The sequence below is a fragment of the Desulfosarcina variabilis str. Montpellier genome, from assembly GCF_048565275.1.
GTDB lineage: Bacteria > Desulfobacterota > Desulfobacteria > Desulfobacterales > Desulfosarcinaceae > Desulfosarcina > Desulfosarcina variabilis.
In genome coordinates this window covers 5910188-5925125 of sequence record NZ_CP159846.1, presented here as the reverse complement: position 1 = coordinate 5925125, position 14938 = coordinate 5910188, and the positions used below count along the sequence as shown (strand labels likewise).

Annotated in this window: 9 protein-coding genes; 5 read left to right on the top strand and 4 right to left on the bottom strand. The window is 50.9% G+C overall.

The features are described from left to right. The first annotated feature begins 315 nt into the window (after positions 1 to 315). Positions 316 to 2817 carry an efflux RND transporter permease subunit gene (locus Dvar_RS26685; protein WP_419656172.1) on the top strand — a complete coding sequence of 834 codons (2502 nt, stop codon included), beginning with the start codon at positions 316 to 318 and terminating at the stop codon, positions 2815 to 2817. Between the two features lie 664 nt (positions 2818 to 3481). Here the strand turns inward: Dvar_RS26685 and Dvar_RS26680 are convergent. The 4 genes from Dvar_RS26680 to Dvar_RS26665 form a co-directional block, all read right to left on the bottom strand. After that, complete coding sequence (locus Dvar_RS26680; protein ID WP_419656171.1) at positions 3482 to 5317, bottom strand: aldehyde ferredoxin oxidoreductase C-terminal domain-containing protein; 1836 nt, start codon at positions 5315 to 5317, stop codon at positions 3482 to 3484. A 69-nt stretch (positions 5318 to 5386) separates the two neighbouring features. After that, a complete protein-coding gene (locus Dvar_RS26675; RefSeq protein ID WP_419656170.1) occupies positions 5387 to 6250 on the bottom strand; it encodes a SphA family protein in 864 nt (287 codons plus the stop codon). A 347-nt stretch (positions 6251 to 6597) separates the two neighbouring features. After that, complete coding sequence (locus Dvar_RS26670; RefSeq protein WP_419656169.1) at positions 6598 to 8016, bottom strand: sigma-54-dependent transcriptional regulator; 1419 nt, start codon at positions 8014 to 8016, stop codon at positions 6598 to 6600. A gap of 6 nt (positions 8017 to 8022) precedes the next feature. Continuing rightward, complete coding sequence (locus Dvar_RS26665) at positions 8023 to 9783, bottom strand: PAS domain-containing sensor histidine kinase (protein ID WP_419656168.1); 1761 nt, start codon at positions 9781 to 9783, stop codon at positions 8023 to 8025. Positions 9784 to 10377: 594 nt separating this feature from the next. Between Dvar_RS26665 and peaA the strand changes: the two genes are divergently transcribed. The 4 genes from peaA to Dvar_RS26645 are packed head-to-tail and all read left to right on the top strand — an operon-like array spanning position 10378 to position 14877. After that, positions 10378 to 12018, top strand: a complete 1641-nt coding sequence (peaA, locus tag Dvar_RS26660) for a quinohemoprotein amine dehydrogenase subunit alpha (RefSeq protein ID WP_419656167.1) — start codon at positions 10378 to 10380, stop codon at positions 12016 to 12018. Positions 12019 to 12028: 10 nt separating this feature from the next. Next, a complete protein-coding gene (locus tag Dvar_RS26655) occupies positions 12029 to 13474 on the top strand; it encodes an SPASM domain-containing protein (RefSeq protein ID WP_419656166.1) in 1446 nt (481 codons plus the stop codon). A gap of 18 nt (positions 13475 to 13492) precedes the next feature. Beyond that, positions 13493 to 13816 (top strand): quinohemoprotein amine dehydrogenase subunit gamma, encoded by a 324-nt coding sequence (gene qhpC / locus Dvar_RS26650; RefSeq protein ID WP_419656165.1) that lies wholly within the window; start codon positions 13493 to 13495, stop codon positions 13814 to 13816. A 23-nt stretch (positions 13817 to 13839) separates the two neighbouring features. Then, positions 13840 to 14877, top strand: coding sequence for a YncE family protein (locus Dvar_RS26645; protein WP_419656164.1), 1038 nt, complete (start codon positions 13840 to 13842; stop codon positions 14875 to 14877). Positions 14878 to 14938 lie beyond the last annotated feature (61 nt).

Below are 14938 nucleotides of genomic sequence, written 5' to 3'. Positions count from 1 at the left end.
CCAGGAATTGTCGCCGGCCGGATTGGATTTTCCTGAAAAAACAGAGGATAAGAGTTGTCCGCGTGTGCGACCGCTTGTCGCTTACCGATAGCGCTCGAAGATATGCCTTAGTTGATGAAATTTCAATGAAATCGTGCTATACGATTAATTAATAGTACGACACTCTATTGACATTAAATTGAAGAGCATGAAAGTATGGCCGGGATTTATCCTCGGCCATTTGGCTTATGGGGGCTTGATGTTGTAACGAAGGGGTTCCAGTACATTGCCCCTCAAATGTAGTTTGTACATATGAATATAAGGAGTTAGGCTCCAATGACAGAGAAATTCCGAACATTCAGCCGCTGGTACGGCAAAATTGTTTTGGATCATCCCGTGTGGGTTTTGATCTGCCTTGGGATTCTCATTGCTATATTGGGATACAAGGCCAGGGATTTCAGGATCGACGCATCGGCAGATGCGCTCCTGCTGGAAAATGACGAAGATTTACGTTACGCTAGGCAAGTTGGCGAGCGATATGGGGTGCATGACTTCTTGCTCGTCTCTTACACGCCCTTAAAAGGGGATTTGTTAGCAAAAGAGAACCTCGACGCACTCGGCCGGCTGCGGGACGAACTCGAGGCCATGGATTGGGTCGATTCGGTGCTCACCATTTTGGATGTGCCGCTGTTGGAAAGCCCGCCCATCTCCTATGCAGATATCTCCAACGAGATCCCCAATCTGAAATCACCGACCGTCGATAAAAAACTGGCAAAAATCGAGTTGCGGGAAAGTCCATTTTACCGCGACCTGCTGGTCAGCCCAGACATGGGCACCACGGCCATCGTGGTCAATATCAAATCCGATCCGACCTACCTGGACCTGATCACTGAACGAAACGGCTACCTGGATCAAAAGGCCGAGAGCAGTCTGTCCCCAAAAGATGCCGAGCGGTTAGCGGCCGTGATAGAAGAAATCCGGACACGCCAGATTCAGATGAATGAAGTTCAGCATCGGAATATTGCGCAGATTCGTTCGGTTTTAAGCCGACACCGTTCCGAGGCGAAAATTTTTCTGGGCGGTATCTCCATGATTGCGGATGACATGATCGGTTTCATCAAAAACGATCTCAAGGTGTTTGGCATCGGCGTATTTTTGCTTTTGGTTTTCATGTTAGGTATCATTTTTAAAAGTGTGCGCTGGATTCTCGTGCCCATGCTCTGTTGTTTTTTGGCCGTTGTGTGCATGATGGGTGTGCTTGGCGCCTTTGGCTGGGACGTGACGGTGATCTCTTCCAATTTTGTTTCGCTGCAGCTCATTATCACCCTGGCTATCGTTGTCCATCTGATGGTACGATATCGTGAGTTCCAGATCACTCGCCCCCTGGCAGAACACCACACGCTTGTACAGGAAACGGTACGGTCCAAGTTCGTTCCTTGTCTTTATGCGGCCCTTACCACCATCGCCGGCTTTGCCTCGCTATTGCTTTGCGATATCAAGCCTGTCGTCCATTTCGGGTGGATGATGAGTATTGGTATCCTTTTTTCCCTGACGCTCACATTTTTGCTGTTTCCATCCTGTGTTGTTCTGCTAAAACAGCCGGATCCGCCGACGCCACCCAAGTATCTTCGTTTCTCCATCCCCAATTTTTTTGCCCGGTTGACCCATTCTCACGGAACGGCGATTCTGGTCGTTACCGTCATCTTGTCGGTTTTGACCGTGATGGGGATGTATCGACTGAAAGTGGAAAACAGCTTCATTGATTATTTCAAGAAATCAACAGAGATCTACCAGGGCATGGCGGTCATCGATCAACAATTGGGCGGTACCACACCGCTTGACGTTACCCTCAGGTTCGATGCCGTTTCGCCGGAGGCGGATATCGCCGAGGAAGACGATGTGTTTGACGACCCATTCGAAAAGCAGGATGAGAAGGAAGATCCCAATAAATACTGGTTCATTGAAGACAGAATGGAAACCATCGAGCGGGTCCACGATTATTTGGAGGCCTTGCCTGCAACGGGTAAGGTCCTCTCCCTGGCGACGTTGTTGAAGATTGGGCGAAGGCTCAACGACGGTGTGTCATTGGACAGCCTCGAAATGGCCGTGCTCTATTCGAAAATGCCGAACGACTATAAAGATCTTATTTTGAGCCCCTACATCAATTTTGAAAATAATGAAGTCCGCTTTACCATGCGCATTATCGATTCGATGCCATCGCTGAATCGCAATGCTTTTCTCCAAAAGATCAACCATGATCTTGCCAATCAATTGAAAATAAAAAAAGATAAATTCAGGCTGGCGGGGATGATGGTGCTGTACAACAACATGCTGCAAAGTCTGTTTACATCACAGATCAAGACCCTGGGGATTGTTGCCCTGGCGTTGCTGCTGATGTTTCTTTTGCTCTTTCGTTCTGTTAAATTAGCCTTGATTGCGCTTTTCCCCAATCTCTTCTCGGCGGGTGCGGTCCTGGGGGTGATGGGGTGGATGAATATCCCCCTTGACATGATGACCATTACTATCGCGGCCATCAGTATCGGCATTGCCGTGGACGATACGATTCACTATATCTATCGGTTCCGAGAGGAGATCAAGTCCGACGGCGATTACATCAAAACCCTGTACCGCTGTCACAACAGTATTGGGCATGCCATGTACTACACCTCGGTGACCATCATTATCGGGTTTTCGATCCTGGTATTCTCAAGCTTCTGGCCCACGATCTATTTCGGCATCTTTACCAGCTTGGCCATGCTGATTGCCCTGGTTGCCGCCCTGACCCTGTTGCCACACCTGATCGTCATCATCAAACCATTCGGTGTTAACAGCGCATGACTGGTATTTCACTTGACCATAGTTTTGTTCGAAAGGTTGCTTAGAATAGCGTTTAAGATAATGTTTTTGGCAAGGTTAGAGGGAGGAGTCTGTATAATCAATTTGAAATATACTTATGCTATTCAAATCATGGTGGCGGGATTACAGACCTGCAGAACCGCAAATAATATCCGCAGAGAACGACGATTTTTACTCTGGAACCCCGCTATGGATAGATCTCAATTTTTTATTTTGAGAAAGCGGTTTTACAAAGTGTCGATCTAATTCACTGTGATTCACCGGGCTGAGCTGGCACCACTAATCGAGGTTGATGTTGGCTCGCCTGATAGATGAAAATACAACCTCGAAGGGTAGGTCGGGAGGTGCACTGAGATAGCAGGTATTTGCAATTGCCACCAATAGCAGCTTCGTTTTGATAAACGACACTACCTTTTCCAGACGCGACAACGTAATTTCAGCCACTTACAATTTTTTATGCGGATCTACAGCGATTTCAGAATCGCAGCTGTCAAACTTCAGGTTAAGAGCCAGTCATGGCTAAATACGATTTAATCAACCCGCGTCTTTTTGACAATCGGCAGCCAACTCATTTTTTTGTGGCGTACGACAAGGGCTTCCTTTTGCTAATACTTGGCAGCGATTTTGTCGAACATATCACCAACGGTTATGCCAAAGAGTGGTTTGCTACTGGTGCCGCTGGTGTTGCGCCATGTGTGTTGTGTCCTTTTTTTTCTCCCTTTAATCCTCTATACCATTGCCAATTGTATAGCGTATCGAGCTCTTCCTCCGTGACGTTGAACGTGATGTTGTGAGGCGGCAGGGTCTCCTTTTTGAAGAAGTCCGGCAGTCTGTCGTGCTTGATTGTAAAGCCTGCAGCCTTATTGAACTCCCGCTCATTTGTAAGGATGGCTTTACCCAGTTCGGTAACGCTTTCGGCTGTCATAGGCTGACCAATGAAGGCCCCAATCAGAACGACCAGAGCGTTGAAGGTCTCTGGCTGATCCAGAATAGGAAAGGCAACAAACAGGCACATGCCCGTTGAATCGATAGCTGCGGTGGCAATCTGGAGATTCCTGGCCAACTCCACCTGGCCTTCCGGTTTAAGTGCGGGCACGCTTCCGCCGTCTCCCAAAATGTTGGGGCCAACGGCATAGCCGGCCGTATGGTCGGCCCCCATGGTTGACGTTGCGTAGGTGACGCCAATCCCCTGCACCGCCCGAGGGTCATAGGCCGGCATGGCCTGACGCTTGACCACCGGAACTCGTTCCACACCAAAAACCTGGCCGGTAACTGCTGCGGCACCGTTGCCTAAAATGCGGCCTAGCGGTGTGCCTTTTCCGACCTCCTTGATCATGTTGATGGCCGCTTGGCCGTCGCCGAACTCGGCTAATCCGGCCTCCATGGCCACGCCGATGGTGGCTCCCATTTCAATGGTGTCCAACCCGAAATCATCGTCCATGCGGTCCAGTTGGGCGATGATATCCAGGTCGTCGATGCCGCAGTTGCCGCCGTGGGCCCAGACGGTTTCATATTCAGGCTGTTTGGTCACGTAGTTGTCGTTTTTGTCATAAAACGTTCCGGAACAGCGGATGATGCAGCCCCGATGGCAACCTTGGGTGGCGGAGCCTTCACCGCCACGTTCGTTTTCCAGCGCCGCCTGGGCCTCGCCGGAGATTTTTGAGGCCCCATCGAATTGCCCCATTTTAAAATTATGCGTCGGATACCCACCGGCCTCGTTGATCACATTGGTCAAGACATTGGTGCCGAAGGCCGGCATGCCTTCACCAGTCACCGCGTGTTTGCGCAGCCCTTCGGCAAAGGCCTTGTTGGCCGCCTTGAACTTCTCTGGATCGGCCGGCTTGCGCATGGCGCACCCCGCATCATCCAATACAATGGCTTTGATGCCCTTGGCGCCCATGACGGCGCCAACCCCGCCGCGGCCGGCATGACGCGTGGGTCGTGCTTCCATGTCCGTCACTGCGATGGATGCGGCGCTCATTTTCATCTCACCGGCCTGTCCAATGGTAATATAGGCAAGCTTCTCACCGTACTGGGCAGCCAGTTTCTCAACCGTGGCATAATTTCCCAAGCCCTTGATGTCGGCAGCCGATTCGATCGTCACGCCATCCTTATTAATAATGACCTTGTAAAGGCTGTCATCGGCGGGTTTGCCTTCGAGAATGATGGCGGCATATCCTAAGCGGCCCATGACCTGGGCGGCCTGACCGCCGGCGTTGGCTTCTTTGATGCCGCCGGTGAGCGGGCTCTTGCACCCTACGGAGAGCCGGCCGGACATTGCCGCAGCCGATCCACTAAGCAGGCCCGGTGCGATCACCAGTTTGTTGGCTTCACCCAGGGGATGGCAGGTGGGAGGGACTTCAGCAGCAATAACCGCCGACGTCATTGCCCGACCGCCCATGCCGGCGTAGGTTCCCAATGCGTCCGTCTGAAAGCTGGGTCCCCCAGGTGTGCTCATGTTAATCCTTAACAGTTTGTCCATGGTTTTTATTACTCCTGTTTTTGATGTGCTTAAAACAAAACGGACACTTTGCTAAGAACGAATTCCCATTTAAAACAAAAATACGAATCGAAGATAATACCAGTCACCTTTGGTGTGATTTTCAACGTCAAAATCCGTTGTCCAGCGTGCGCTGAGAATTACATTTTCAGCAAATGGATACATAATATTTATCCCCGCCGCATAACGATGCCCCTTGGTGTCGGCGGTCTCCTGACCGTCAACCTCCAGTTCATCCAAATCCCACCAAAATGAACCGATTCCGCCAAAAGTTATTTTATTTTCAAATGTATAGTGCAGGATTAAATCTGTTTCGATCGCGTCCTGGTAGTCGATGTTCAACTTATCCGACTCCAACCGGTTCCAATAATTGAGTGTCCAGTCTATGCCAAATTTGGACGGATAATACCCCACCGCCAATTGATGCTGAAATTGCCAGGTGTCCAAACCGGGACTGGTATCCGGATTGTTCTCATCGTACTCACCGGTAGGCATATAGACAAACTCCCAGAAGGATAAGTTGAAAGATTCGTTCTCAACGAGAAAAATGAATGGGCTGACTGCAATGTCGCCTAAACCGGTCTGAGATTCCAATCCAGCAGCATCAACATTCAGCACCGGAATGACGGCATTAAGTCCCCAAGAGAATTTATCCGCCAGTTTCGGCCCAAACCACAGCGGACGAAAAATAATACCGGGCACTTTGACATCGATGTCGATATCTCCGGCAGTTTCATCCTCATACGTAGGCAGATCCTGGTAAAAAACATAGGTCCCGATCATCGCTGAGCCTTCTGGCATCGGCATGTTGTCGAAGGGATCCAAAACATCTGCATATGCAAACGAAGACAATATCATGCCAGCAATCATGCCAAGTAAGACGCACATTCCTCTCCAACGAGTTCTCCCATTCATACGGCCTCCTTCTAAAATGTTGGGTTACGATCAGAACAAAACCGAATAGCTGCTTACCTCTTTTGGATTTTGCATATCCAGCGACTTAGTAAATCAAGTGTCGTGCCAATCTGTTGGATCAATGTAGGCCATCGTATTAATTGGGCACGCAGTAAGAATCGGAAAGCGTTTGAATTAAAAAATGGATTAACAATGGTTAATGAGTTTTGATCAGGTAAGAATTTAAGGTATTGTTATTATTGATCGTAAAACTTTTTTAACATAAGTCAACAGTTGAACAAATTCACAATAGTTTGGCGTATAGAGTTGAATGCATTTGTTGTTAACAACAAGATCGTTAAATTGGTTCAGCTTTTCACGTTTTGCTTCTTCAGACGCTTACTGATCGCCGCTGGCGAGATCCCCAGCATGGCGGCAGCAACCGATTGATTGCCCTGGGCGCGACGCATGGCTTCGCGAACCAGAAGGTCTCCGATTTGTTTCAGTTTGGGAAGTTTGCTGGGAAAAAGGACCTGGTCCTCGGAGGCCTTACCGAGTTGATTGGTCCTGTGGGTAGGGTGAGTCTGGGAAATATATTTTTTAATACGATTCAATGACAGCGTCTTTTTTTGGTGAGCACTCAGTGTGTCAAAAATGATGGTTTCAAGCTCCCGGATATTGCCAGGAAAATCGTATGGTGCCAACAGGGTCAGTATCTCTTTGGGAACCGTCGGCCTGGATTTCCCCAACTGCTGGCAGGCCTGCTCGATAAAATGGTCGATGAGAAGCGCCAAATCCTCTTGTCGATCACGCAAGGGGGGCAAGTGAACGTGGTGCGTCTTCAAACGAAAAATAAGATCCTTTCTGAAGGTTCCCTCCTTCTCCATGGTCCATAAATCTTTATTGGTCAGCGCAATGATACGAGCGTTGCTGCTCCTGAACCGATCCTCGCCGAGGTGTTGATACTCGCCCGATTGTAAAAGGCGCAACAACTTCGCTTGGGAAGCGGGACTCAAATCACCAATTTCGTCAAGCACCAACGTTCCACCGGATGCTTTTTCGATCATTCCCGATCGGGTCCCGTCGGCACCCGTGTATGCGCCTCTGATGTGTCCGAAGAGCGTATCATCAAACATCTGGTCGCTGAGCCCACCCACATTCACTGCCACGAATTCACCGGAACTACCACTGGCCGCATGAACCGCCTGCGCGGCCAGTTCCTTACCGGTGCCGGTTTCGCCAGTGATTAATAGCGGTCTGAAAGTAACCGCAATGGTATTGAGGTATTGAAAAATGGATAACATCCGGCGGTTAATGGAAATGATGTTGCTAAACGCCTTGGGTGGCGCCGGCGCTTCGCTAAGTAAATGTTCCTTAAGGGTTTCATTTTCCCGCTGCAAGGCTCGCATGTCGATGGCACGGTTAACGGCCGCAATCAACGTGCCGTTTTCAATCGGTTTGGTAAGATAGTCAAACGCGCCGCTTTTCATGCACCTGACCGCCGTTTCCACATCGGAGGCACCGGTGATGGCGATAACCGGAACACCCGGATGTTCACGGGTTATGTCCGCCAACAATTCTTCGCCGGAAATGTGTGGCATGTAAAGATCAAGCAGAATCACTTCAGGTTCTTGATCTGAAAGCAAGCCTATCACCTGCCGGCTGTCCTGGCAAGTTTTGACGTTATTTAACCCTGCCTGGCGCAGCGTCACTTTAATACTCATCAACACGCCGGCCTCATCATCGACTGACAATATTGGTCTTTCAGGATAACGTTTATCTTCCACGTTAGCCTATCTCCCTTTTAGCCGGTCAGTGACATCGACAGGAAATCCGATGGTAACCGTGATTCCTTTGTCAGGATTGGGTGAGATATCGATCGTTCCGCCGTGCATGTCAATGATACCGGCTGACACCGATAATCCCAAACCCGTTCCGCCCGCATCGCGTTTCGTGGTGAAAAAGGGATCGGTAAGCTGCCTCAGGTTATCTTCGCTTACCCCTTCGCCCTCATCGCGCACGCGGCAGATCACCCTATTGCTGGATTCATCAAAGGTGGTTTCGATAGTAATCGACTGATTTCTGTCTTCCAACGCTTCACAGGCATTGACCAAAAGATTGATCAGCACCTGTTTAATACGCTGGTTGTTTCCAATGAAGGGGGGAATGCCCCGCCCCAAATTTGTGGTAAAGCGATCGGTGGCTTTGGTAATCAGGCTATGCGTGAATTTGATCGAATTCTCGACGACCTGATTAATATCGATCTGTTCATCCAGGCTTTTTGGTTTTTGGCGGGAATAACTTTTCAGGTCGTCCACGATGGCCTTGATTCGCTGGGAACCCTGATGAATCAGGTCAAGCATCTCCGGCACATCCTTGATCAGTTCATCATAGGTAAACCCGCCGGCCTCAAAGGCCCCATGCTGGTTTTTATAATCCATCAACACCGGCACCAGGTCCGACCATATCTTTTTTAAAGCGGGGGCGTTGAGCATTACAAAAGAAATGGGATTGTTGATTTCATGAGCCACGCCCGATACCACCGTTCCCAGGGAAACCATCTTTGCTGCTTGAAACACGCGTTCACGTGCCACTCGGGCCTCTTTCTCGATACGCTTCAATTCCGTGACATCTTCTAAAACGGTAATCGAGCTGGTTATTCGGCCACGGTGGTCCGTCTGGCTGGCAGCGGACACCAGGGCGTGGACGATGCCCCCCCCTTTTTTTACCATCTCATAAGGGACTCGGTTGAGCTGGCCCGAGTTGATGAACTGAGGCCGGATGGATTCCAGGAAATGCGTTCGTGAAGCGTCCGATAAAAAGTCTGTGATGTTTTTCCCGATGACCTCATCCCGAACATACCCGAGGACGTTCAGCCATTGGTCATTGACATTCAAAAGGGAACCGTCCCGATCGGCCGAATGCATCATAATCGGTGACCGGTTGTAAAGTAACCGGTAGCGTTCCTCGCTGGCCCGCAGTTGATCTTCAGTCAGGCGCCGCACCTGAATTTCCTCGGATAGTCTGGCGTTGAGCGCTTCCAGTTCAGCTGTCCGTGCGCGCACCAAATTTTCTAATTCACGTTGAAACGAGCGCAGTTCCGTAACATCAACGATAAATCCTTCGATGGCCACCACCCGTCCATCTTCATCAAACACGGGCCCATCCTGGATTTCAACGATGATTGGGCCTCTCTCTGGATGGTAGATTTCGGCATCCATCGGTTTCGGTGTCTCACCTTTGGTACAGGCCTTATCATAGGCATCCACGTTGGCGAAGGTTACATCAGGCGCAACAAGAATATCCCTCCAGTTTTTGCCGATACCCTCTTCTGGTGTGAACCCAAAAACCTTTTTGGCGGAAGGGCTCAGAAAGGTAAATACACCTTCAGGAGTATGGGAATAGAAGCAGATGGTTGGCCTCACATTTTGGATGATGCGACGGCATATGTCTCCTTGACCGGACCTTGTGACCGCTGATTTCTGCGCGCCTGCCGGTGAGGCCGCACCGCCGGTTTTGAGATCCTGACACGGAATTGGGTTGGTTGGTTTCATGCTGTGTGCACCTCGCATTCGCTACAAAACGCATGGGGATTCGATTGCAGTACTCTGCAATGAACGCAATGAATGTTCCAGATCATCTTGAGAGATCATAGCGGGCCATAATACGTCTTTGGTTGTCGAATTCGAAATCAACGACTGGCAGTCCGGCTCATTGTAGACATCGGCTTGGCGCAAGCTGCAGGCTAAGATGTGCATCGGAGGAAGGATCTGCCATCTGAAGTCCCCCCAACGATTCAATATTAGGGTTTCTGTACTCCGGTAACGAAATCCATGCATTACCCCATTTAACTTTCGTCATATCTAAACCAAAGTTAATAGTCCGATAGTTTCTTCTAATTCAACTAAATTTTTAAATGAGCCAGCCATCGCGGTTAACTTTTGTTAATAATGCCGTTCCTCTTTGATACCCTCGACGATCGTCCCAATCCGCTATCTTAACGAGTTGTTAAAACCACATATGAATTAAGGCATGCGTCTTGCTGAATCCATCATAAAGAGCACGGCTTTATACTTCAAGCGCTGATGTTAAATTCTAATCATATTATATAGTCTTTTTTTACCATTGGTTACCAAAGGAGGTGGGTAATGAAGATGAGGGTTATAGCCGGTGTAGGTATCCTGTTATTGTGGATCCTTTTCGTGGGGTCAGGGACAGTATGCGCCGAAAGCGTGTTTCCATCGGATTCCATCGTGAAGCAAAAATGTTCCGCCTGTCACAAAACAGACGAGCAGGGGCGGGTGGATGTCATCGAGGAGACCCGCAAGTCTCCGGAGGAATGGAAGGCCGTGGTGGATCGAATGATCCGGCTTAACAGCGCGCCGCTGCCGGAGAAAGATTTTTATCCGGTGGTCAAGGAACTGAGCGAATATCTGATTCTGAGCCCCACGGAGATGGCCCGAGTGGCCTATATCAACAGCGATGAAAACAGCCAGCACCGGGAGACTCCCAACACCAAGCTGGAAGAGCGGATATACACCGCCTGTGTGCGCTGTCATACATTCGGCAAAATCGCCTCCCACCGCAATACCGAGGCGCAGTGGGCCGAGGTGCGCAATCTCCACCTCGGCTACTATCCAACCACGGTGCCGCAGATGCGGGAAATGGACTGGGTCAAGGAATCCGAAGCGCTTATCAAACCGCTGACCGAACTGTTTCCCTTTGATGCCCCGGAGTGGAAACAATGGATGCAGAACCGCAAAGATCAGGACTTAACCGGTGAGTGGCAAATGGCCGGGTATCAGCCGGGGGTCGGGTACTATGCCGGTACGGTGAATTTCGTTCCCGACAAACAGAAGGGCGGTGACGAGTACCGAATGACGCGCCGGGTAAAATACCAGAATGGCATGCAGCTGGTTCAGGAAGGCAGTGCGACCCTGTATGGTCAGTACCACCTGCGCTATGCCCTGGCCCCGACCGGGCTTACCGGCAGGATCGAAGGTGTTTTTGATTTGGATGACGAAGCCATGGGGTTTTCTGGAAAGTGGTGGGCGGTGGTTCAGGACGCCAATGCCTTCGGCAATGAAAAATTCTTCAAGGCCGATGCACCGGCCCGCATTTTTGCCCTGTTCCCGACGGCATTTCAGTCGGGCAAAGCGGAAACTCAGCGGTTGACCCTGGCCGGGGTCAATTTGCCAAAGAGCCTGGGGCCGGAAGACATCAAGAGCTCTGATTCCCAGGTAAAAATTACCGGAGTCTCAGAAACCGAAGACGGCATTTTCGACTGCAAGGTCAGCATCGGCAAAGATGCCGCGCCGGGCAAGGTGACGCTCTCTATCCAGGGGGTGGCCATCGATCACCAACTGGTGGTTTACGACAAGATCGACGCCATCCGGATTCGCCCGACCATCGGCAGGGCCCGGGTGAGCTCCGGGGCTGCCTACCCCCCCCAGGGCGTCCAGTTTGTGGCCCGTGGTATTCACAATGGATCGGATGGCAAACCAGGAACCCCAGATGACCTCGTTTTGGAACCTATAGAGGTCAAATGGTGGCTGGAAGAGGAAAAAACCCGGGAAACCGATGATGACATGAAATACCTTGAGGCACCCATCACAGGCGGTCTCTACACGCCGGTGACGACCTACGCACCCATTGAAGGCCGCCACCAGCACCGTGAAGGGGTGGGCCTGATCGCCGTGGGGGCTGAAGCCAAGATCAATGGCACAAGTTTCAAAGACCGTGTCCGGTTAGTGGTAACCGTACCGGATTTCATTCCGCAGATAAAGTAAACGGTGATCCATGGAGACATTTACCTTATCGGATTATAAACGTTTCGACATTGACGGTCGGCCCCATCTCTTTTTACCGTCGCAGAACGCCATTTTCGAGGCGGATGATGACATCATGCGCATGCTCGACCGAACGGCCGATCATAGTGCTGGCGACCCGTTCAGCAAACCCGCGTTTGTTGAATGGGTTGGCGGGACATCCCAGGATATCACTCAGGTCTTCGAACAGCTGGGTCGAATCGGGTTGCTACGCCCCGTGCGCGATCCGTCATGGGGTGAACCCAAATCCGTGCAGCATCCCGGGATGCCGGTAAAAACACTGGTTCTGCATGTCACCGACGCCTGCAATCTGAATTGCAGTTACTGCTACTACCATGGCGGCACGCGTCCGGACAATGGCAAGGTCATGACCATGGTGATCGCCCGTCAAGCCGTTGATTTTCTGATGGAGGCATCCGGGGCTCTGGACAGGGTCGAATTGGTTTTTTTCGGCGGCGAACCCCTGTTGAATCAAAAGCTGATCGCCGAGGCCGTGGCCTATGCCAATGGATCCGCGGCCGAGCGGGGAAAGTCCGTTGATTTTGCCCTGACCACGAATGCCACGCTGCTAAACGAATCCACAACGGCGTTTCTGTTGGAAAACCGGATCGGCGTAACCATCAGTATTGACGGGCTACCCGAAGTGCACGACCGCTATCGTCGTTTTCCGGACGGGAGTCCGTCCTTTGCCATCATCGAACCGGGTATCCGGCGGTTAATCGATGCGACACATGGCAAGCCGGTCGTGGCCCGCGTGACCGTGGCCGGTAACCCCGGCGACCTGACGGCCAGCCTCGATTATCTCCTTGATATGGGGTTTGCCGAAGCGGGATTCGCCCCGGTCACCTCCACAGATCCACGCTATCGACTGAGCCCCGACGCCATGGAAGCACTGTTGGGGCAATTTGAAGCGCTGTCACAACAATTTCTCGACCGGGCGCGTGAAAACCGATTCCTTGGGTTTACCAATCTCATCGATCTGTTGGTCACCCTCCATGAGGGCGAGGTCAGAGCCTATCCGTGCGGTGCCGGTTTGGGGCTTTTCTCTGTGTCCACCGAGGGCGGCCTCTTTCTCTGCCAGCGCCTTACCGGAGAAAGCGATGCCGCCATGGGAAATATTTACCGCGGTCTGGATGAAACCGCCCTGGCTGATTTCAGGCAATCGGTTCACGTGTCAGCCAAGCCCGCCTGCCGTGAGTGTTGGGCTCGATCCATCTGTGCGGGGGGATGCTACCATGAGGCCCTGGTGCGGGAAGGGGGGCTCACGGCGGCCAACCTGCACTACTGTGACTGGATCAAACGTTGGATTGAAATCGGCATCGACGTGTATGGCCGGCTGGCCGATGAAAACCCGGACTACCTTGATACCCTCTCCGCCCTGCGGGGACATGAAAACCATGCAATGCCAAAAATTTAAAGCCAAAGGAGGCAGACGATGAAGAAAAAAGGCCTCAAACCAATCAACAAAAAGGCCAAAGCGATGGATGACAAGGACGTGTTCGGCATGTCCGACGACATCATGACCAGCATGCCTGTCGGGTGCACGACCATTTTCGACACCGGATGGGAAACCAATCCCCGCCCGGAGACCCCGGTCAGCAACTGTATTTCCAGCGCCAGGGATTTTACCAGTTGCTCAGGCCCTTGCTGGTGGCCGGCCCAGACACCGGACAACATCACCAACTTTCCTGATTTTCAGAATCAGTGCCGGGCCATTGAAAAGGATTGGCGTAATCTCAATTTCGTCATCAAACGTTAATCGTGAGTAAGAGGGAGGTCATCATGAAATCAGTGTTTACAGGCCGCCGCCTGTGTTTGACGATTCTGGCGATCATGGTCTGCTTTACCAACCCGGTTATGGCTAAGGATTATCTGTACGTACCGGTAAACAATGCCCTGCAGATCATCGACTGCCAAAGCGACACCGTGATCAAAACGGTGCCGGCGTACAATGACTACATCCTGCACGCCGCCTATTCCCACGATGGCAAACGATACTACCTCAACGCCATTCATTCCGTTTACGTATTCGATACAACCACCAATGAGATGGTGGATACATTCAGATTCTCGACGGAACTCAGCAAAGTCACCATTTGGGGAATGTCGGTCTCACCGGATAATAAAAAGCTGTATTTGAGTGCCTATATCACCAAGAAAAAACAAAATATTCCCAAACTCAACGTATTGCCGCCCCAACTGATCGTCTTCGATGTGGAAAAGAAAAAAATGGTTAAGAACTACAAGATTCCTCATATGGTATCTCAGATTCTCGTCTTGCGTAACGATAAGAACAAGGTTCTGCTGATCGGAAACGATCTCGTGGAACTTGATTTAAAAAGCGGTGAGATTAAAAAACGGGTTGGCTTTTTGCATCCGGAGAAAGGGGAGGAAGGAAAGAACGTCTTTTCCGTCCATGACAACAGTAGCCCCGGCGATCACGGGATTTTTCCCCAGCCCTACTACACCGCCACCGGAATGGGGTACCTGCTAATCGATCGCAACACGGGCAAGGTGAAAAACATTGCCGGAAAAGACCTGTGGTTTGAATACGGTGCAACGCTCTCACCGAATAAGAAATACATGTACGGCGTGATGGACGAGCTGATCAAAATCGATGCGACCACCGGTGAAACGGTCAAGGCCGTTCCCATCAAGCAGGGAACCTGTTACGCCGTCAACATTACCAGCGACGGCAAGAAACTCTACGTGGGACCGGCGGGACCCGACATGAGTGTGTACGATGCCGACACACTGGAGCTTTTGGGCGTAATTCCGCTTTATAGTGATGGATTGATGGCCCATCGTTTTTCCATGTAATATTTTAATCTTACTGAAGCCTATGACTTCCATCCATGATGCTACAAGGATGGGAGTCATA

Bases quoted from the DNA above. Each gene is read 5' to 3' on its own strand.
- Dvar_RS26685 (WP_419656172.1), top strand. From the start codon at position 316: ATGACAGAGAAATTCCGAACATTCAGCCGCTGGTACGGCAAAATTGTT.
- Dvar_RS26680 (WP_419656171.1), bottom strand. From the start codon at position 5,317: ATGGACAAACTGTTAAGGATTAACATGAGCACACCTGGGGGACCCAGC.
- Dvar_RS26675 (WP_419656170.1), bottom strand. From the start codon at position 6,250: ATGAATGGGAGAACTCGTTGGAGAGGAATGTGCGTCTTACTTGGCATG.
- Dvar_RS26665 (WP_419656168.1), bottom strand. From the start codon at position 9,783: ATGAAACCAACCAACCCAATTCCGTGTCAGGATCTCAAAACCGGCGGT.
- peaA (WP_419656167.1), top strand. From the start codon at position 10,378: ATGAAGATGAGGGTTATAGCCGGTGTAGGTATCCTGTTATTGTGGATC.
- Dvar_RS26655 (WP_419656166.1), top strand. From the start codon at position 12,029: ATGGAGACATTTACCTTATCGGATTATAAACGTTTCGACATTGACGGT.
- qhpC (WP_419656165.1), top strand. From the start codon at position 13,493: ATGAAGAAAAAAGGCCTCAAACCAATCAACAAAAAGGCCAAAGCGATG.
- Dvar_RS26645 (WP_419656164.1), top strand. From the start codon at position 13,840: ATGAAATCAGTGTTTACAGGCCGCCGCCTGTGTTTGACGATTCTGGCG.